A 21,935-nucleotide genomic window follows, 5' to 3' on the forward strand; every position below is an offset into this window, starting at 1 on the left:
AGTGGAACTGGAGGCAGTAATTGCTGTCTGCATTCTGCCAGATGAAAAAGCAGAGCGCTGATTGTCGCTGCATCAACAGCGGCAATCAGCCCCGGCATGCTGGCCAAGCCAGTGAACCAAGTGGGCTCGTGCTACCTCGGGGAGGTAATTCGACTTTAACACTAGGGGGTTCACATTTTGGCATTACCCATCATCCCCTGGATCGGCGGCAAACGAGGTCTGGCCGACCGCATCATCCCGCAATTTCCACCGCACACCTGCTACGTCGAGGTTTTCGCCGGCGGCGCCGCGTTGTACTTCATGCGGCCGCCGGCCGAGGTCGAGGTGCTGAACGACGTCAACGGCGAACTGATCAACCTCTACCGCGTCGTCAAGAATCACTTGGAGGAATTTGTGCGCCAGTTCAAATGGGCGCTGTCGAGCCGCGAGGTGTTCAAGTGGCTGCAGGACACGCCGCCACATACCCAGACGGACCTGCAGCGCGCCGCCCGTTTCTTCTACCTGCAGCATCATGCCTTAGGCGGGAAGGTCGACGGGCAGAGCTGGGGCACGGCCACCACCACGCCGCCGCTCAACCTGCTGCGCATCGAGGAGAACTTGTCGGCCGCGCACCTGCGCTTGTCCGGCGCCTACATCGAAAATCTGGACTGGTACAAGTGCATGGAGCGCTACGACCGGCCGCACACGCTGTTTTACCTGGACCCGCCGTACTGGGAGACAGCGGGATATGGCGTGGAGTTTGAGTTCGCTCAATACGAGAAGATGGTCGAACTGACGTTTCGATTGAAGGGCAAAGTCATCTTGAGCCTCAATGAGCCCTCGGATATCAGGCGCGTATTTGCACGCTTCCAGATGGATGCCACCGGAATTCAATACAACGTCGGTGGCGGCGGCAAGGCAGTGGAACGGAAGGAACTGATCATTTACAGTTGGGATAGAGCGGCCGAGCCTGCAGGTCTTTTTTGAATTTCAAGTGCTGTAGCCAGTTGCTAATGACGACGAGGTCGTCCTAGCTCTGGTGCGGGTTTGGTTGTTCGGTGGCAAGTATGAGGAGGAGGAGTTAGTAGTAAGTTTCGCTAGCTGCCTCGAGGATTCAGTGGATTCTTAGCCGGTAGTAAGTCGTTAAAGACCTGAGGGACGGACATATAGTCGAGCGTGACTTTGCATCACTGCCATGCTCATAGCATCTTGTTTCCTATGTGCAATTAAATTCTGATAGCATATTTCATTGCACGCCCATTGCATTTTAAATTGACTGCGTATATGATGCTGAAAACGGAGAAAGTTATGAGCGAGAATTTTCATGAGCAGGCTAAAGTCGCATTGATGAAATTGCAGGCGGAGTTGGCTGCGATCACTGATGAAATTGAACTCTTGGTTGAGCGCCGTAAAAAAGTGCAGGCTCAGTATATGGGCTTGAGGACTTTTATTACGGCGACTGATTCGGTGGAAAGTAGAGTCGATGAGTCAGGTGGCACGAGTCGTATCGTGTCAGCTCCCTCGGCAGCGGTAATTACAGGTGCGCAAACGCCGCAAGTGAGGCAAAGTCGTTGGCTTTCGAGTGATGTGAATGCTCAGGGGGACCTCATAAGGCATTGGCGCTCTTCCGCTCCTGGTTCCGCTTCAATTGAAGGCGACATGCGTTCGGAAGACACATCTTGGATTTCGGGCACTCAGCGAACCTCATTGAAGGATTCAGTATTGAGTATTGTGGAAAAATTTTTGGCAGATGGCAAGCCACATCCTACAAAGGAGTTGGTTGAAGAAATTCAGGCTCACGGAGTAGCAATTAGTGGGGCTGATCCTGTCATTACTGTCAGTTCAATTTTGAGCCGAGAAAAAGACAAATTTCTTGCAGATCGAAAACATGGATGGACGCTGAAGTAAAAAAGCCTCAATGCCGATGGCACTGAGGCTTCTGATGAGACTAGATTTACACTAACCGCCCTGGGTGGGCACCAATGCAGAGCAAAACTGCTTGATTTTGCGGAAAGGAGAAAAAATGTCACACCGCGTATTGCGAACGCAAGCAAAATTTCGCTTGCTATTATTATAGTTCCGGACTGTGAAGGCTGAAAATCTCTAACATTTATCAGCCGGCAAGGTGGTGAGGGCATACCAACGCCACCTACGGATTTTGATACTTCTTGGCGGAAGTGTCTAGTATTCTATACCATCGAACATCCGTGGGCAAGAAAAATGTCCCTCCAATGCTTTATTGGAGGACCTATGGCTAAGCCATTCTTCGCTACAAAGAGCGTGTTTGTTCGGCAGTACACTCGGTTTCGCTTCGGCAAATTCGAGAGCGTTTGCCAACATTTCCGTTCACGCCCACATTAATTGAGCTTATTCAATTAATGTTGTGAAAAGCTGCTTTCCTCCCAGGAAAGCAGCTTTTTTGCGTTAGAGTATTATCAAATGTTGATGCAGCAAAGCATAAGGAAACCGTCGTATATTTTTGGTATGAAAAATTAGCAAAATGTGTGCAGACTATACTCCCAGCCTTACAGAGCAGATCGAAGACCGTTTCGGTGTTCGTTCGCCCCAGCTCGACCTCCCGCCAGATGCTTGGCCCGGATACATGGCGCCAATTTTGCGTGACTCACAAGAAACGCCCGGTAAACTTGAAGTCGCCCCGGCAATGTTCGGCATGGTACCCCACTGGGTCGAGCACAAGCTGGCCCGCCAGACCTACAACTCCCGCACCGAGACGGTGGCCAGCAAGCCATCCTTCCGCAGCGCTTGGAAGCGCAAGCAGTTCTGCATCATCCCGGCTGCCAACTTCTTCGAACCCAACTACGAAACCGGCAAGCCTGTGCGCTGGCGCATCGAGCGCGCCGATGGCGGGCCGGTGGTCATAGCCGGCCTATGGGAGTACCGCCCGGGGATCAGTTGCTGTCGTTCTCGATGCTGACTATCAACGCCGACGGGCACTCGCTGATGCAGCGCTTCCACAAGCCCTATGACGAAAAGCGCATGGTGATGAGCCTTGATCCTGATCAGTGCCTAAGTTGGTTGGACGGTTCTCTGGTGGCGGAGACGAGTGGGGAAGGGTGCGCTCCGGTTTGGCAATTGCCGCGCTGGATATCACAAGCAAACGTAATTGCCGTAATACGGTGCGTCTGGGTGCGGCAGACCTGACGCGGCGGTGGGCTATGCTTTCAGAAAATAGAGCGCCTCGCTACGCAGCGAGCTGGAGTTGCCGAGAATTATAACCAAGTAGCTGCACTAGATTTTGATGTCTCGGTGCAACTTTTAACGAGCATGGTACTGTCGACGTCCGTGCCCTCTTAGATCGTGCCTTGTCTACCGCCTGTCTTGCCAGGAATGACAACATCCTCCAAATCATTGTTCAGGTGCTCGAACAAGGCTTTGGAGGTTTGGGTGATGGCCTTTTGACGTTGGCATCCCGGTACTGTGCAATACTTACCGTCGGCCAATTCAATATAAGCGGGACAATTCTTGTATTCATGATCAATGCAAGGCATATATCCTCCCAAGTTGTGGATGTTTGCATACTGCCTATATGTACAGATTACACCGCAGCCAGCGGTTTGTTGGAAATATTACATTTATCTTGCGGCATATCGGGGAGGGAGGGGCATGCTTGGGGGAGGCTGTTCATTTGGATTTTTCGGCAATTAAGGCAGGATCTCCCGCGCCCCCATCCTCGGGTCGGTATAGTCGTGGTGCCAGCCAGTGCTGGCATACCCTTCCTTGTTTCGCCCAATAGTCATATCTGGAATTGCAGGTCGATGTAAATCCCTTGCTTTTGAGCATTACAGCCCTGTGTAATTTCCTGTGTAATTTGGTGCAATTTCGCGACTTCTCTTGATAGTCATGACGAAACACTCCCTGTGAGAACCCTGCAAAATGGCGCTTTCAATGGCATTCACACTGCAGGGGGCGCAAGTTCGAAACTTGCACTTCCCACCAAAATTTTCGTTTGTATTCAATGATTTAGGATGTTACATCTTGTCTGAATACGAGCTTGGGGCAAACTTGGGGCAATGGGATTTCTAATCCACTGCCCAGCCTCAACGATACGGCCGCTTTCTGCGGCCGTTTTCACATCAAGCTGGCTTAGTACGCCTGACAATCCTCTTCCTTGCTTTCAAAGCAACAACTTCATACACTAAGAACGTCTAACAAAACCGCTGAATGTATCTCCAGCAGATGAGTATGCAGGCAAGCGAGAGAAGCGCCTGGCGGATATCGGCACGGCGCTCGTAGCGGACGCGTAATCGGCGGAAGCGGTGCAATCAGCCCAGTGTGCGCTCAACCACCCAGCGCCATTTACCCAGGCGTTCGCGCGACTCGACGTGATTGCACAACAACGCTTTACTCGCGCCCCGCCGCACACACATAAGCGATAGCAAACGATTCGTATGGCTGCAGGCTGAGGTGATCGGTCCAGCTGTCACGCTGGGCATAGTTGCTGATCAAGCCTTGCCCGGCAATGCCGTGCAGCGTTGCCGGCAGATCCAGTTCGACGTGTTCGCCGGAGAAGTTGTTGACGACAACCAGCTGTTGGCTTCCCAAGCTGCGCCGGTAGGCGAATACCTGCGGATGCTGCTCCAGCAACGGCAGGTAATTTCCGTAAACCATGACGTCCCAGTGCTTGCGCATTTCGATCAGCTTCTGGTAGTGGAAGAAGACCGAATCGGGTTGTTCCAGTGCGGCCGCGACGTTGATCTCCGGGTAGTTGGGATTCAGCTTGAGCCATGGCGTGCCAGTACTGAAGCCGGCGTTGTGTGTGCTGTTCCACTGCATGGGGGGGCGTGCATTGTCCCGCCCGTTGGCGTGGATGCCGGCCATCATCGTCTCCGGTGGCACACCGGCGGCCGTGCGTTCGTGGTAGAGGTTGAGCGATTCGATGTCGCGATAGTCGTCGATGGAATCGAAACGTACATTGGTCATGCCTATTTCCTCGCCTTGATAGACGTAGGGGGTGCCCTTGAGAAAATGTAGCGCGGTGGCCAGCATCTTGGCCGACTCGACCCGGTAACGGCCGGGGTCGCCGTATTTGGATACGGCGCGCGGCAGGTCGTGGTTATTCCAGAACAGCGAATTCCAGCCGGCATCGGCCAGCTCGGTCTGCCACTTACCGATGATCTGCTTGAATTCGATCAGATCGAACGGCCGCGGCTTCCATTTCCCCTCCTTGGTATCGTGGGTCATGGTGATGTGCTCAAACTGGAAGACCATCGACAGCTCCTGACGCGCCGGGTCGGAATACAGCTTGGCGGTCTCCGGGGTGGCGCTCCACGTCTCGCCCACCGACAATACATCGCGTGCCGCCAAGGTCGCTTGGTGCATTTGCTGCAGCAGCGGGTGCAGTTGTGCGCCGTTGGCGATAATCTGCTGGTCGACCTGTTTGCCGATGAGATCGATCACATCCATGCGGAAGCCGCCGATGCCCTTGTCCAACCACCAGTTCATCATGCGATGCACCTCTTCCTGCACCTGGGGATTTTCCCAGTTCAGGTCCGGCTGTCGTTTCGAGAACAGATGGAAGTAATATTCACCGCTGGCGGCGTCGTATTCCCATGCACTCCCGCCAAAATACGAACGTTGCTGGTCGGGCGGGGAGCCATCGGCGCCTGCATTGCGCCAGATGTAGTAGTCACGGTAGGGGCTATCCTTGGATTTCTTCGCCTCGACGAACCAAGCATGCTCGTCAGAGGTGTGGTTGACCACAAGATCCATCAAAATACGGATGTCGCGCCTGGCCGCCTCTGCGATCAACTGCTCCATCTCGGCTAATGTGCCGAATTCGGCGGCGATATCCTGATAGTCGGAGATGTCATAGCCGTTATCGTCCATCGGCGACCGGTACACTGGCGACAGCCAGATCAGGTTGATTCCCAGATGTTGCAGGTAGTCCAGTCTGCCAATGATGCCGGCCAGATCACCGACCCCATCGTGATTGCTGTCTTGAAAACTACGTGGGTAGATCTGATACACGACGGCGTTATGCCACCATTTCTTATCCAACATGATTATCTTTCTCGCTTATTGATTGACGGCATTGTCTTGCAACGTGTCAAGGGATCGCCAGGGGTAGGGCAGATCCGATCTCGTCGTTGGATCAGGCAGCTATGAGATCGTACACCTGGCGTCTGTCAGGACACTCAGGCTATCAACACGATCCATCGGCTTTTCCTCTTTCAAGAACTGTGGATCAGAATAGTCTAAGCTACCGATAGCAACTCATGGCGATTCAGTGTTGATGTAACAACACCGTCACATTTGAATGCCACTATGCACCATTTCAGAATGGTGCAGCTACCTTGCCGACTCGATCCGTCATCCTGCCATGCCCCATGCAGCACCGCTGCTGGCTTGACGACGCTCGCGGCAATGCGCGGTGGCGGGATCGACAGGGGCGCGTATGTACGTCGGCGGCTTGAGCTGCAACGGGCTGGCGCTCTTCTGGGTACTGAGTGGGTTTATCGGATTAACGGGGAACGCCCATGGCGCGCCTCCCGATTTGCCGCCTACAGGTGCTGCACGTGTCAATCCCGTTTCTGATGCGGCTATTTCTCTCCTTGCTTTCAGTATCCCGGCGCAGCCGCTCAATGCGGCGCTGAACCAATATGCGGACATCACCGGACAGCCTGCATTGTTTTCCAGTGATATCGCGCATGCCCGTACCTCCACGGCGGTATACGGCCATCATTCGGCCGAAGCGGCATTGCGCATCCTGCTCGAAGGTACCGGACTGGTTGCTGACAGGCGCAGTTCTGGCCTGGGCCAGACCTTCATTCTGAAAGAGGCCGCCGTGGCATCCGCAGTACCGGCATCCACCTTGCCGCGCAATGGCATGGCGGAGCTGTTCGGCGAGGATGGCTATGCCGGGCTGGTTCAGATGCGTATCTGGCAGGCGCTGTGCTCGGATGCGCGTACCCGGCCGGGCAACTACACGTCCTTGCTGCGGTTTTACCTGGAAACGGATGGCCGCATCGGCGGCGTCCGCCTGCTCGGCAGCAGTGGCGATCCCCGTCGCGATGCCGCATTGCTGCACGCGGTGCGCGGTGTGCATATCGGCAGCGTCCCGCCAGCGGCGATCGCGCGCCAGCCTCTGACCATGTTGGTTGCACCCAGCGCCCCCGGCGTGGGACCGCAGTGCGGCCAGCAGCAGGGGGAGGGCTAGCCATGTCCGAAGGCACGCAGCTTTTCCTGCTGAACTACCTGGGCAAGCACTACGCCACCATCAAGCAGCGCCTGACGCGCAAGCTGGGCAATGCTGAAGATGCCGGCGATGCACTGCACGACACCTGGCTGCGCCTCAAGGGCGGCGAAGACCTTGGGCCCGTCCAGAACCCCGGTGCCTACCTGTCCCGGATGGCGGTCAATATCGCGGTGGACGTGCAGCGCCGGCATAGCCGCCTGTTGTCAGGCGATAATATCGATGCATTGCTGGAGGAACTGGTGGACCCGGCCCCCGGTCCGGCGCGGACGGCCGAGATACGCTCGGACCTGGATGCCCTGTTCCAGCTGCTCGACCGCATGCCCGAGCGCCGCCGGGCCGTCGCGCTGCTCGTGCATGCGGAAGGCGTGACGCAAAAAGAGGCGGCCCAGCGGCTGGGTGTGTCGTTGCGGACGGTCGAATACGAATTGAAGCGCGTCCATGAGCGCCTGGACACCTATCTGGCGGCGGAGCATAAATAATGCGGGTTTTCCGGGGCGCCATTTGTCATCAAGTATGAGAGAGCAAAAAACATATGCAAGCAGCACGCAGCAGCCCGCAGGTTTCCTGCCTTGCGGCCCGGCCTGGCCGCTGGACCTGACACGATGAAGACGCCGCCGCCCAAGGACAGCCGCGCCGCTTCGTCCGCCGACCTGGAAGCCCAGGCGTGGAACTGGTTGCGCCTGCTCACCTCGGGAGACGCGCGCGAAGTGGATGCGCAACGGTTCCGGCGCTGGGTCAAGTCCAGTCCCTCGCACCAGGCCGCGTACAACGACGTGAAGCGGCGCTGGGATGCGCTTGAGGCCCCGGCCCGCGAGTTGCTGCGCGCCAGGCCCGAAGCCGTGCCGGCGCGCGCGCGCCGCCCCCTGCTTGCGCCCGGCGGCCGGCGGGCTTTTCTCGACGCTGCCATCGGCGCGGCGGCCGTGGCCGGCGTGGCCGTGGTACATCCGCCCCTGGGCTTGTGGCCGGGGCCGGACGAGTGGGCTGCAGACGAGCGCACCGCACCTGGCGAACAGCGCACGCTGGCCCTGTCCCAGGGTGTCGACGTCATCCTCAATACGCGCACCAGCATACGCCGCCAGACCGATGGCGGCAGGCTGGTCGGCCTGGATCTGCTCACGGGCGAAGCGTCCATCGATCTGAGGGCGGCAGGGCCGGCCTTTGCCGTCGTGGCCGGCGTTGGCCGCAGCCTGCTCGAATCCGGACGGGTCGAAGTGCGCCACCTCGATGGCAAGGTTTGCGTCACCTGTATCGAAGGCGCCGTCCGCGTGGAGCATCCGGCCGGCGCGCGTCAGCTGCATGCGCGCCAGCAATTGGTTTATGGCGCCAGTTCGCTGGGCGACATCGCCGGCATCGACCCGAAAACAGTGTCGGCCTGGCGCCAGGGGATGCTGGTGTTTGACCAGGCCCCTCTGGCCGACGTGCTCGACGAAATCAATCGTTACCGCGCCGGCCGCGTGGTGCTGATGAACGATGCCGTGCGCAACAAGCCCGTCAGCGGGCGTTTCTTCACGGCCTCGCTGGACCTGGCGCTGTGGCAGTTGCAGGAATCGTTTCAGCTGCAGGCACGGTCGCTGCCGGCGGGATTGCTGCTCTTGAGCTGAACGGCGCGCTCCATCGTGTTGCACGGCAAGTCCCGGCACGTTGGCGCGCGCGTCCGCCCGGCGTTGTGCGCCGTATTTCGGGCTGTGCGCAGAGCTTACAAAAATAGTTTCAAAAAAGTTTGCGGTATTTGCGTGGTGCGGTTCGTCACCCTTGCATAGGGGCTCTTCTTGTCGCCGGCGCTACTCGGCTGCGATGGGGAAAGCCTTCATGAATGTGGCTGGCCGGCGCGAGACGGGCAGCCGGACGGCATCGACTCAATGACCAGGCGGAAACTTACATGAACACACGCGGGCGCAGTGGCAGGGAAAATCAAACGATACGCAAACAGGATCGGGTATTCAGGCTGGCGCCGCTGGCGCGGGCCATCGCGCTGACGCTGGCCGCCGGCGCGGTGACGGTGCCGGCCCATGCGCAGCGCGCGTTCAGTCCGGCATGGTTTGCCGACAAGGGCGCGGTCCGGGACACGGCGTCGCAAACGGGCCGGCTGCCCAACGGCTTGCCCGCATCCAACCTGACGAGCCCGCTCGGACAGCAGCAGAAGGCCAACGAGCAACTGCAGCGCTCCATCAGCAACCTGAACCTGGCCGCGCGCGGCATCGCGGCGCAGCAGTCGGCCCAGGCTGCCGCTCGCCTGGCGGCAGCGAACGGGGCATCCGTTCCCGATGGCATGACCGTGGGTGGCTTGAAAATCGACACCAATTCGCTGAGCGCAGGCTGGCACAACGCCAATGCCCCGGTGCTTTCCCAGGTCGACGGCCGCAGCAACGTCGCCATCGAACAGACGGCCGACAAGGCTGTTCTGAACTGGGAGACGTTCAATGTCGGTCGCAACACGACGGTCGAATTCAGGCAGCAAAAGGAGTGGGCCGTTCTCAACCGCGTCAACGATCCGAACGCGCGCCCCTCGCAAATCCAGGGCCAGATCAAGGCCGATGGCACGGTACTCATTGTCAACCGCAACGGCATCGTTTTCAATGGCAGCAGCCAGGTCAATACGCGCAACCTCGTCGCCGCCGCCGCCCAGATCGACGACGGCCAGTTCAAGACCAGCGGCATCTACACGGCCAATGCCAGCCAGCCCAGCTTTACCAATGCCCAGGGCAAGGTAGAGATACAGGCCGGTGCGCGGATCGCCACGCTGGCCCCGAAAACCTCCACCGAAGGGGGCGGCTATGTCTTGCTGCTCGGCAAGGAGGTGCACAACGGGGGAGACATCGCCACGCAAAAAGGCCAGACTGCGCTTGCTGCCGGCGACAACTTCATCGTCAAGAAGGGTGTCGGCACCGATGGCAACCAGGCGTCGACCACGCGCGGCAACGAGATCACCCCTCAGTTCAGTACCGACAGCCTGTCGGGCAAGGTCAGCAACACCGGCCTGATCCAGGCTCGCGAGGGCGACGTGACCATGGTTGGGCGTGACGTCCAGCAAAACGGTGTCGTACTCGTCACCACCAGCGTCAACACCCGCGGCACCGTGCACCTCAACGCCGTCGGCGCGGATGGCAAGGTCGCCTTCGGCCAGGGTGCCGCCACTGCCGTGGTGATCGAGGACGACGGCAAGACGGCCCTGGACAGCCAGCGCGACAGCCTGCGAGGACCTGTAATCAGCACTCCCGAGAACATCGTGGCCATCACTGATCGCCGCGACCAGTCCCGCATCGAGATCAGCAGCAGCGGCGCGGCCGACTTCCAGAGCGACTCCCTGACCTTGGCTACTGGCGGTCAGATCGTCATCAATGCAGCCCAGCGCAGCCTGGTGCGTGAGCGCGCACGGATCGACGTTTCCGGCGCCGTGGGCGTGAACCTGGCCATGGAATCGAACAACGTCAAGGTCAACGTCCAGGGCAATGAACAGCGTGATGCGCCGGTCAACCGGGATGGCAAGACCCTCAACAGCAACGACATGTGGATCGACCGCCGCAGCCTGGTGTTCGTACCCAAGGGCACGAACGGCTACGCTACCGAGCGCTGGTACACGGCGGGCGGCCTGCTGGAGGTGGGCGGCTATCTTGGCACCGCGGGCCACACCGTGGGCGAATGGATGGCGCAGGGCGGCACGGTGAGCTTCGGCGGCAACGATGTGGTCACGCAGGCCGGCTCCAGCATCAATCTCTCGGGCGGCACGGTCAATGTGCAGAGCGGCTTCATCCGCCAGACCTGGCTCAAGGGGGCCGATGGGCGGCTGTACGAAGTGAACAAAGCCCCGGGCGACCAACGCTACACGGGCGTCTACAAGGGCTACGAAGACAAGCACGAACGCTGGGGCGAGAAGGCGACCGGCTATTACTACAACCCGCTGATCGGACAGCAGCGCAGGCTGGAAAGCGGCTACACGGTGGGCCGCGATGCGGGCGTGCTGGTGGTCGGGACGAAGAACGCGGTGCTCGAGGGCAACATCGCGGGGGACACCTTCCGGGGAAGCGGCCAGACGCAGGCGGCGCAGGCCGGACTCGACGGGTATGACCAGTCGCAGCTCGCGGTGGCGCGCGGCGGGCAGTTGGTGGTCGGCACCTACGGCACCCTTTACGACAAGAACACCGGCCTGATGCACCGCCGGCTCGACACCGCTGGCGTGAAGAACGTGGTGCTGAGCGACACGGCCGAACGCATCGCAGCCGGGCTCGACCTCACGGCGGCGTTGCCAGCCGCGCGCCAGGACACGTTGACCCTCGACACCACGTTGCTCAACGGCTTCTCGCTGGGTGCAGTGCGCATTGCGGCCGAGAACTCGATCACGGTGGACTCGGCGCTGACGCTGGGCAATGGCGGCGACATCGCGCTCTACGGCCCGAAAGTCGGTGTGAACGCGGACCTCACGACGCACGGCGGCAGCATCCGCCTGGGCGACACGCTCGCGCAAGCCAGCACCAACCGCCTCGATGACACCACGCAGACCACCACGCCCGAAGGCGTGCGCGCGGGCGTGACGGTGGCCCGGGGCGTGGCACTGGACACGCGCGGCCTGTGGAGCAACCTGTGGCTCGATCCTGCCGATACCGGCAACATGGCGTGGCGCAACGGCGGCAGCGTATCGATCCGCAGCAGCGCAGACGTGCTGCTGGGCCAGGGCAGCGTCATCGACGTGTCCTCGGGTGCGGCCTTGTTGGCCAACGGCACCTCGCAGCGAGGCGGCAAGGGAGGCGACGTCCGGCTGCAGGCGAATGCGCAGACCGGCGGTGGCGAGGGCGTGCTGGCGACCGATGGCGCGCTGCGCGGCTGGGGCACCTCGGGTGGCGGCACGCTGAGCTTGCAGACCGGGCGCATGCTCGTCACGGACGGTCGAGGGGGGGCAGACACTTCGGCCGAGCCAGGCACATTGCTCCTCTCAGGCAACTTCTTCGACAAGGGCTTCAGCCGCTATGCACTCATCGGCGACCGCGGCGTCACGGTGACCGACGGCACGCAGGTCGAGGTGACGATGCCGGTGCTGCGCGTAACGCCCGAAGCCAGGAATGTCGCGAGCACCGCCGTTTTGGGCAAAGCACTGCAAGCCTGGACGCCGCTGCTCTACACCGAGGATGCCGCCAAGGGCGTGCTCACGCAGCGTGCCGGTGCGAGCCTGAGCCTGCAGGCGGGCACGGTGCAGACCCTGGCAGCCGACCTGCCGACGGTGGCTGCGGTCATTGGTCGGGATGCGCAGATCACGGTCGATCCCGGCCAGGCCATCGACGTGCGCAGCGTCGGCCAGCTCACGCTGCAAGGCCGGCTGCTGGCGCACGGCGGCAGTATTTCGTTGAAGAACCTTGACCTCACGCGCATGGAGCAGGAGCATGCCGTGGATGGGGCGCACAGCCGCTCGATCTGGCTTGGCGAGCAGGCGCTGATCGACGTGTCCGCCACGCCCGCGACCGCGCTCGATGCGCACGGCCGGCGCTACGGCATCGTGCGCGACGGTGGCAGCATCGTGATCGGCGGCGAGATCAAGGAAAGCGACGGTTCGGCCACGGCCGCCAACGGCTTCATCGTCATGCGCGAGGGTGCCGTGCTCGATGCCTCGGGTACCGCCGCCGTGCTCGACATGGGCGCTGCCGGCCCGGTCGCGGTGGCGAGCCGCGGCGGGCATATCGCGCTGGCCTCGAACAACGGCCTCTACCTGGACGGCGAACTGCGGGCCCGCTCAGGCGGCGCGGGCGCCGCCGGCGGCACGCTGCAAGTCGCGCTGGAATCGCCCGAAGTGCGCACGAGTTCCGGCCCGGCGCAGTACACGCTGGCCGAGAACGCGGTGCGCAACTACCGCGACCTGGTGATCGGCGGGCTGCAGGGTCCGTCGGACCTGCCGGCCGGACTGGCCCCCGGCGCGGCCGATGCGGCGCTGGTCTATGGCCACGGCCGGCTGGGCGTCGACACGGTCACACGGGGCGGCTTCGACAACCTCGCGCTGCTCAGCGCGGGCGGCATCAGCCTGGAAGACAACGCCAGCCTGCGGCTCGGCCAGAGCCTGTCGACCTACGGCGCGCTGATGCTGGCCGACAACGCGCGCAACGACGCGCACATTACGCTGGATGCACCCTACGTGCGGCTGGCCGGCATCACGCAGAGCTTGGGGGTGGACGTGACCCGAGGTCGCTTCGGCGTCATCGGCACAGGCGACTGGCTACCCTCCGAGGCGCATCTGGATGTGCACGCCGGCCTCATCGACGTGCGCTCGTCGGTTCGAATGTCTGGTGTCAACGGCGATATACCGATATCGTCCGACAGCGACACGCCGGAGATCCCGGGCAGCATCAGGGTGGAGCGGCGCGGCTTCGGCCAGACCACGTTGCAAAGCGACAGCGACTTGCGCTTTCTGTCCGACGCGCCGGCCTTGACCAACGGCGTGCCGACGACCAGCCTGGCCACCCCTGGCGACCTCACACTGCGGGCTGCGCAAATCTACCCGGTCATCGGCGTCTCGGCTTCGATCCAGGCGGGTGTGTTGCCCGACGGCACTTATGCACCGGATCGCGTGCTGCGCATCGAAGGCAAGGGGCAAGCCGCGCCGGCGGTGCCTTATGCGGCCTTCGGCGGCCTGACGCTCGGCGCCGCGACCATCGAGCAGGGCGGCGTGCTGCGCGTGCCGCTGGGCAGCCTGCGCATCGGCGACGCAAACACCACGCGGGTCGACTTCCTGCCTGGGAGCCTGACCTCGGTCAGTGGCAACGGCCTGCTGATGCCTTATGGCGGCACGGTTGACGGCATCAACTACCTCTACGACGGCACGAAGGTGGAGTTGATCGGCGTGGGCGGCGCAGATTCGCGCGGACAGGCGCTGACGGTCGGCCTCACGCTGGGCGGAGCGAGCGTCAATGTGCAGCCCGGCGCGGTACTGGACCTCTCGGGCGGCGGCGAACTCAAGGGCTTTGGCTTTATCGGTGGCCGCGGCGGCTCGACCGATGCGCGCTACCACCCGCTGGTGCGCACTGCGGTCGATGGCAGCTTCAGCCTGCCCGGTCTTGCGGGCAACCCGGTGTATGCCGTCGTGCCCGGCGTGCAAGCGCCGGTCGCCCCGGCGGGCGGCGAACGTGGCGCGGTCGACCCGCTGATCGGCCAGCAGATCACGCTGGGTGCCGGCGTGCCGGGCTTGCCCGCGGGCACTTACACGCTGATGCCTTCCACTTATGCCCTGATGCCCGGTGCCTTCCGCGTCGAGCTCAACGACAGCGCCGGTCAGGGCGCGGCGCAGCCCGGCAGCGCGATGCGCAACGGCTCGTGGTCGGCCGCCGCGCGGCTCGGCATCGCCAATACCGCCATCGGCGATACGCTGTTCCGCCAGGCGATCCTTACACCGGCCGAGGTGCTGCGTACCTACTCGCAGTACAACGAAACCTCGTTCAACCAGTTCATCGTCAGCGACGCCGCGCGCATCGGCGTGCCGCGCGCGATGGCACCCGCGGACGCGCGCACGCTGCTGCTGGCCCTCATGCCGAACACTGGCGCCGACGCTGGCGCCGACGCTTTCCATTTCGAGGGTATCGGCCGCTTCGACGCGGCCAAGGGCGGCTACGGCGGCGCGGTGGCTGTTTTTGCGGGATATGGGGGGCCTGAAAGCCAGATCGAGGTCGTGCGCGGCGGTGCGAAGGCTACTGCCGGCTTCGAGGGCGTGACGCTGAACGCTGATGCGCTCAATGCAATGGGCGCATCGCGGCTCATGCTCGGCGGTCTGCAGTATGTGGAATACGGCTCGGGCGGCAACATTGTGAGGTTCAACCCAGGGACGAACGGACTCACGTTGCGTCAGGGCGCGGTGCTGTCGGCTCCCGAGGTGTTTCTGCTGGCCGATGCCACCAACACCGATAACCCGAGCCACCTCGTGATCGAGCAGGGCGCGGGTGTCAACACACTGGGCAAGGGCCGCGCGGCCTATGACTCGGCCGATGGATTTTTCTACGCGGGTACGGCCGGCAATCTGGTGGCCGTGTCCAACGGCGTGCTTAGCATGCTGCCGGGTCTGCCGAGCGTGGACTTGCTGGGGAACCGCAGCCTGCAGATCGGCACATGCACCGTCTCGCCCTGTGCGGGCCAGACCGAGCTGTATTCCCAGGGCACCATCGCACTGTCCACGCCCGACCGTTTCGTACTCGACGACACGGTGCGCTACGGCACGCGCAACCTCACGCTGGCGGTGCAGGGCATCAACGTCGGCGACAGCGTGGCGCTGGCCGACGCGGCCGCGCGCAACACGCTACCGTCCGGCCTGGTGTTGAACCAGAGCTTGCTCGACCGCCTGCTGCGCGGCGACACGCGGCACGGCGCCCCGGCGCTCGAGACGTTGCAACTCAACGCCAGCGGCGGCATGCGATTCTTCGGCAGCGCCTCGCTCGACACCATCGACCCGGCCACCGGCAAATCCACGCTCGCGCGCCTGGTGCTGGGCACGCCCGCCATCTACGGCGCGGGTGCGGCCGGCGATGTGGCGACCATCCGCACCGGCCACCTGATCTGGACCGGATCGACCGTGGCGCCCGGCGCCGTAGTCACGGGCGGCGCCGGCACCGGCAGCGGCACGCTGGCCATCGAGGCCGGGACCATCGAATTTGGCTATGGCCCAGGCACGCAAGCCGCGGGCACCAGCGATGATGCGCGTCTGGCGCTGGGCTTCGCTGACGTGCGGCTCAAGGCCGGCGAGCGGATCACCGCGAACAACAAGGGCAGCCTCTCGGTCTACCAGTCGCAAGGCGCGTATGAAGCCGGCAAGGGTTATGCCTACAGCGGCGGCAACCTCGGCATCGACGCGCCGCTGGTGACAGGCGCGGCGGGCTCGGTCAACCGCATCACCGCGGGCGGCGACCTGCGCGTGAGCGCTTCCGTACCTCTGACTACACCGGTCGCCGATGCCGCACTCGGCGCGGAACTGCGCCTTGCGGGCCGCGACGTGATCATCGACACCATGCTGGCACTGCCCACTGGCAAGCTCGTGGTGACCGCCGACAAGGACCTCACGCTGACCGGGCGCGCGCAGCTCGATCTGGCCGGCCGCAAGATCGATTTCAACGACGTGTCCAAGTACAGCTGGGGCGGCGACGTCACGCTCGAAAGCCTGGCCGGCAATGTGCACCAGGCCGCGGGCTCGGTGATCGACGTGTCGGCGCGGAACAACCGCGCCGGCACGCTCAAGGCGCTGGCGCTGGGCGACCAGGCCGGCGTGGTCGACCTGCAGGGCGCGATCCGCGGCGGCAGCACGGGGCGCTACGACGCGGGTGGCACGCTCGTGCCCTACCTGGCTGGCGGCGTGGAAGTGCGCGCACAGCATCTCGGTGATGACGCAGCGCCCGACAGCCAGTTCGCAGCCCTCAACCAGCGGCTCAACGAAGGCGGCGTGTCCGGCACGCGCACCTTCCAGCTCAAGCAGGGCGACCTCGCCATCGGCGACGGCTTGAAGGCCGGCGAGGTCAACGTGTCGCTCGACAACGGCAGCCTGACGGTCAACGGCACCGTCGACGCCAGCGGCGAGCGCGCGGGCCGCATCTACCTCGCGGCGAAGAACGCCCTGACGGTGGCGGGCTCGGCCGTGCTCGATGCGCACGGCACGCTGCTGCGCGTGGATAGCTACGGCAAGATCATCGATTCGCCTAACCGCGCGATCGTCGACCTGAGTACGCAGGGCGGCGTGCTGACGCTGGCCGACGGCGCACGCGTCGACCTGCGCCACGGCACAGCCGCGAGCCTGGGCACGCAGCCGGGGCAGAACGACGGCCGCGCACGCGGCACGCTCGAACTCTCGGCGCCGCGCATCGGCGCCAACGGCTCACCGGGCATCAACGGGGCGGCCGATGCGGCGGTCTATGGCGACATCGCCATCGACGCGCGCGGTGCGCTCGACATCCGCGGCGCTCGCTCCATCGCGGTCAACGCCATGCAACGCTACGACGACGCCCCGCTGGTCAGCACGCCGGCTGCCAGCGGACGACCTTACCAGGAGATCACCCAGACCTGGCTGAAGGACAAGCACGACGACAACAACGATTTCATCGATGCCGCACTGGCGCGCGCCAGCCTCATGACCGGCAAGCTTGCCGGCCTGCGCAACCCGGCCTATGCCGACGCCTTCCATCTGCGTCCCGGCATCGAGATCGCAAGCAATGCGCTGAGCAACCCGGGTGGCGACATCGTCGTGTCGGGCGACCTGGACCTGTCAGGCTACCGCTACGCCAGCGTCAACCCGCACACGCCAAAGACCGGCGTCTATGGCTCGGGCGAAGTCGGCACCTTGCGCATTCGCGCGGCCGGCAACCTCGATATCTATGGCAGCATCAACGACGGCTTCGCGCCGCCGCCCGCCACGCAGGATGACAAAGGCTGGCTGTTGCTTTCGGGAAATAATTTCTTCGGCGCCGACACGGTGATCCCGCGTGCCGGCGTCGTGCTGGCCAATGGCACGGCGTTCGAAGGCGGCAACACGCTCAATTTTGACCTGCCGATCCAGTCGAGTGACTTTGCCGCCGGCACGCTGATCCCCGTGTCCAGCGAATTGACGGCTGAGATGCTGCTGCCCGCCGGGACCGTGCTCGCTGCCAACGTGCGCGATGCCTCGGGCCAGATTATTCACGCGGCCGGCAGCATCGCCGGCGAAACCGTGACGCTGCCACAAGGCACGCGCCTGGACGCGGGCACGCGCCTGCCGGGCGCCACCATGCTGGACGCGCTGGTCTGGCCCAAGGGCGTCGCGCTGCCGGCCGTGGGCGTGAAGTACCTGATGCATGGCGACACGACCTTGCCCGTGGGCGCGCTGCTGCCTTCTTCGACCGACATCAGGTTGCCGGGCGACGCCAAGTCGGTCGAGCTTCGTCCTGGCGGTGCGGGCCGGCTGTGGGGCGTGGCCGCGATGCTGCCGGAAGGCTCGCAGTCGTGGTCGCTGCAGCTGGCGGGCGGCGCCGACCTCGGTGCGGCCGACCCGCGCACGCTGCAGCAGAACCCCGCAGCGGGCGGCCTGCGCATGGCCGACACCCACTACGGTCTGTTCGCCAAGGCGCTGCCGTTCAAAGGCGCGTTTGCATGGACATCGCTCGCGGCTGCCGATCTGGGCTTGAAGGCAGGCGTAGAAATCACCGATGAAGTCGCCCGCCAACTCATGGGCGGCAGATACCACACCGCTGCGGCGCTGTGCGGGGCGAACGGATCCTATTGCACGCCCGTCTACGCGTTCAATTGGTCGGCGTCCGCAGCCCGGAGATTCAAGGATCCTGCGCTTGCGGATACGCCGATACTCGATGCCGATGTCGCGCGGTTGACCGGAGGCTCGTTCAAGACGGCTGAGGCGCTATGTAAGGGAAGTTCCAGTTATTGCGTCTCGCTGCCCGTGAACATCTACTACGAATACCTGCCCGGCAGTACCCGCTTCAGCGTGCTGCGCACCGGCGCCGCCGACCTTGACCTGCGCGCGGCCGGCAACCTGGGCATGAACTCGCTCTACGGCGTCTATACGGCCGGCGCCTCGTCGCAGGCCACGCAGGCCGGCGACCCGTATAACCTGCCGCGCGTGGTGGGCAGCAGCGGCACGGTGCTGAGCGACAAGAACAAGGGCTACGAGAAGTTCGTCGATGGCGGGGCCGAGAGCCTGGCACGCGCCTGGTACCCTGCCGGCGGCGGCAACCTCACGCTGCAGGCCGGCGGCAACCTGACCGGCGAGGCGGCGCAGGCCATCGCCTCGACCGGCGTCGGCCGCCCCAACCCGGCCGATAAGGGCGTGACGACCAACGACACCGCCAACTGGCTGTGGCGCCAGGGCAGCGGCAGCACGCTGGGGGGAGGCAACGATCAGGCTGCGGCCTGGTGGATCAACTTTGGCAGCTACGCCACGCGCGGCACGATCGACACGCTGCTGGGTTTCACCGGTTTCGGCACGCTGGGCGGCGGCGACCTGCGCGTGGACGTGGGCGGCGACGCGGGCCTTGTGTCCCAGCGGGGTGCGGCCGTTCGCACCGGCACGGACAACCTGCGCAGCGACGGCCTGGTGCTGGCCGTGGGCGGCACCGGCCGCGTACTGGCCGATGGCAGCCTGGCGCTCACCGGCGGGGGCGATCTGAGCCTGCGCGTCGGCGGCGCACTCAATCCCTTGGCGCTCGATCCCTTGAACGACATCCAGACCAACGCCGTGCTGAATGGCGCCGTCGTCAACCTGCGCGGCGACGTGCAGATGCAGGCCGGCGCGATGGGCACCCAGTCGCTGCGCTACGCGCAGTACACCGGCCAGCTGTCCGAACGCGACCCCCAGGCCATTGATCCGTTCTCGGCCGGGCGCGCGGTGGCGCAGGGCGGCATGCTGCTGGTGCCGGGCGATGCGAGCTACCAGCTGAACACGCGCGGCGACCTGGTCGTGACGGATGCCAACGACGCGGGCCGTGCCGTGCTGCCGAAGGCCACGCCCTTCAACGTCGGCGCGGCCAAGGGCAGCGGCGACAGCTGGTTCACGCTGTGGACGCCGAACACCGCCATCCGCCTGTTCTCGGCCGGAGGCGACCTGACGCCGCAGATGGCCAACCTTGGCGCACTCCCGACCGACATGGCGAACGTCTACCCGTCGATCCTGAGCGCGGTTGCGGCCAGCGGCAGCCTCTACTATGGCAGCATGGCCACGGACAGGACGACAGAGGCGACCGGCGCGCTGGTGCTGGCGCCATCGGCCAATAGCCTGCTGGAGTTTCTTGCCAGCGATTCGATCCATGGCGGCGGCTACACCGTGAGCCCCTCGGGCGCAGCCGAGAGTGCCATGGCCACGCCCTTCCATCCGGCTTTCCGGGGCACGCTGGCGAACGGCACAGTTGTGAGCAATCTCGCCGAGGCCGGCAACCTCATCGAGAATGGCAGGCCATTGTTCGCGCTGGGCGCCAACACTGTTTCGGCCGGCGGCAAACATGGCAGCGAACCGGCGCGCTTCTATGCCCTGCACGGCGACCTCGTGGGTGTGGCCACGGGCCGCATCAACGTCTTTACGTCCAACGATCCGACACGCGCTGGCCAGACTTATTACGAGGCCGGGCAGCCGGTATGGATGATGGCCGGGCGCGACATCGTCGGCAGCGGCACGCCTATCGGTCAGGCCCTGCCCACTGACGCAGGCCTGGGTGCGCGCTATGAAAGCTCGGGCAACCTGTTCGCGCACGGCGCCCCGACCGACGTGTCGGTAGTCTCGGCCGGTCGCGACATCGTCTACAGCAGTTTTAACGTGGCGGGCCCCGGCACGCTGGAGATCACCGCAGGGCGCCACATCCAGATGGAAGACCGCGCGGGCGTGATCAGCCTGGGGCCTGTGGTGCCGGGCGACAGCCGGCCCGGCGCGAGCATCTCGATGCTGGCCGGCGTAGGCGCGAACGGCCCCGACTACAAGGGCTTCCTGGCGCGTTACCTCGGCGAAGGCAAGCGCGCCCAGGCTGGCATGCCGCTGGCTGAGCAGCCGGGCAAGGTCGTCAAGACCTACGAGACCGAGCTGGCCACCTGGCTGGCCGAACCGGCCCACGGCCTGGGCTTCACCGGCACGGCCGGCGAGGCGCAGGCTTTCTTCGACGCGCTGCCGGCAACGCAGCAACGCATCTTTGCGCGCCAGGTGTACTTCGCCGAACTCAAGGCAGGAGGGCGCGAGTACAACGACGCGGACGGCGCGCGCTTCGGCAGCTACCTGCGCGGGCGCAATGCCATCGCGGCGCTGTTTCCAAAGGGGAGGGCGGACGGAACGCCGATCAGCTACAGCGGCGACATCACGATGTTCCGCGGGAGGGCCGGCGCCACGCCGCGCAGCGGCTTCGTACGCACCTTGTTCGGTGGCAATATCGAGCTCATGACGCCGGGCGGCCGCCAGGTCTACGGCATCGAGGGCGAGGCGCCGCCGTCCGAGTCGGGCGTACTGACCCAGGGCGCGGGCGACATCGCGATCTACTCGCTCGGCAGCATCCTGCTGGGCCAGAGCCGGATCATGACCACGTTCGGCGGCGGCATCATGAGCTGGTCGGCCGAGGGCGACATCAATGCCGGCCGGGGTTCGAAGACCACCGTGGTCTACACGCCTCCCAAGCGCGTGTATGACCAGTGGGGCAACGTCACGCTGTCATCGGACGTGCCGAGCACCGGTGCGGGGATTGCGACGCTGGCACCGATTCCCGAAGTGCCGGCCGGCGACATCGATCTGATCGCGCCCCTGGGGACCATCGACGCGGGCGAAGCGGGTATCCGCGTGTCGGGCAATGTGAACCTGGCGGCCCTGCAAGTGGTCAATGCGGCCAATATCGCCGTCAAGGGCGAGTCGACGGGCATGCCGGCCATCGCGGCGGTAAACGTCGGCGCATTGAGCAATGCCAGTGCGGCAGCGTCGCAAGCGACGGCCGCCGCACAGGACGTGCTGCAGCGCGAACGCACGACGACGCGCCAGAACCTGCCGTCGATCTTCACGGTGCGCCTGCTCGGCTTTGGCAACGAGCCGATGGAGGGGGAGGCGGAAGCACCGCCGCCGCCACCGCGAGCCGGCTTGCAGTCCGCCCGCGGCGTTCCCTACGACCCTGCCAGTCCGGTGCAGTTCCTCGGCGTGGGGCGGGATTTTGACGCCAAGCAGCTTGCGCGCCTGAGCCCGGAGCAACTGCGCCAGTTGCAGCAGGAGCGCCAGTCCAGCGGCATGTAGCGCGTGCCCGCCTGTTTCCTGCCCTGTGCAGGGAACAGGCGGGGCCGCTCCCCC

9 protein-coding genes and 1 pseudogene are annotated in these 21,935 nt (G+C 63.9%); 8 read left to right on the plus strand and 2 right to left on the minus strand.

Annotated elements, in window-relative coordinates; translation table 11 throughout:
* The first annotated feature begins 177 nt into the window (after window positions 1-177).
* The 4 genes from O0879_RS02625 to O0879_RS28570 all read left to right on the plus strand — a co-directional run bounded on the left by O0879_RS02625 (window position 178) and on the right by O0879_RS28570 (window position 3,215).
* Window positions 178-966 (plus strand): DNA adenine methylase, encoded by a 789-nt coding sequence (locus O0879_RS02625; RefSeq protein ID WP_289914491.1) that lies wholly within the window; start codon window positions 178-180, stop codon window positions 964-966.
* Between the two features lie 321 nt (window positions 967-1,287).
* A complete protein-coding gene (locus O0879_RS02630; protein WP_289914492.1) occupies window positions 1,288-1,887 on the plus strand; it encodes a hypothetical protein in 600 nt (199 codons plus the stop codon).
* 592 nt (window positions 1,888-2,479) lie between these two features.
* Window positions 2,480-2,914 (plus strand): SOS response-associated peptidase family protein, encoded by a 435-nt coding sequence (locus O0879_RS02635; protein WP_354670178.1) that lies wholly within the window; start codon window positions 2,480-2,482, stop codon window positions 2,912-2,914.
* 139 nt (window positions 2,915-3,053) lie between these two features.
* Complete coding sequence (locus O0879_RS28570) at window positions 3,054-3,215, plus strand: DUF4113 domain-containing protein (protein ID WP_354670181.1); 162 nt, start codon at window positions 3,054-3,056, stop codon at window positions 3,213-3,215.
* Window positions 3,216-4,145: 930 nt separating this feature from the next.
* Here the strand turns inward: O0879_RS28570 and O0879_RS02640 are convergent.
* Window positions 4,146-4,304, minus strand: a pseudogene (locus O0879_RS02640) (transposase); the annotation flags it as partial.
* A gap of 37 nt (window positions 4,305-4,341) precedes the next feature.
* Window positions 4,342-6,000 (minus strand): alpha-glucosidase, encoded by a 1,659-nt coding sequence (locus O0879_RS02645; protein WP_289914494.1) that lies wholly within the window; start codon window positions 5,998-6,000, stop codon window positions 4,342-4,344.
* Window positions 6,001-6,394: 394 nt separating this feature from the next.
* Between O0879_RS02645 and O0879_RS02650 the strand changes: the two genes are divergently transcribed.
* From O0879_RS02650 to O0879_RS02665, 4 genes are all read left to right on the plus strand, one after another.
* Window positions 6,395-7,156 (plus strand): TonB C-terminal domain-containing protein, encoded by a 762-nt coding sequence (locus O0879_RS02650; RefSeq protein ID WP_289914495.1) that lies wholly within the window; start codon window positions 6,395-6,397, stop codon window positions 7,154-7,156.
* 2 nt (window positions 7,157-7,158) lie between these two features.
* Entirely contained in the window at window positions 7,159-7,674 is a 516-nt protein-coding gene (locus O0879_RS02655) for an RNA polymerase sigma factor (protein ID WP_289914496.1), read from the plus strand.
* 123 nt (window positions 7,675-7,797) lie between these two features.
* A complete protein-coding gene (locus tag O0879_RS02660) occupies window positions 7,798-8,796 on the plus strand; it encodes a FecR domain-containing protein (RefSeq protein WP_289914497.1) in 999 nt (332 codons plus the stop codon).
* A gap of 278 nt (window positions 8,797-9,074) precedes the next feature.
* A complete protein-coding gene (locus O0879_RS02665) occupies window positions 9,075-21,881 on the plus strand; it encodes a filamentous hemagglutinin family protein (RefSeq protein WP_289914498.1) in 12,807 nt (4,268 codons plus the stop codon).
* The last annotated feature ends 54 nt before the right edge of the window (window positions 21,882-21,935 follow it).

The organism is Janthinobacterium sp. SUN120, assembly GCF_030397735.1.
GTDB classification, from domain to species: domain Bacteria; phylum Pseudomonadota; class Gammaproteobacteria; order Burkholderiales; family Burkholderiaceae_D; genus Janthinobacterium; species Janthinobacterium kumbetense.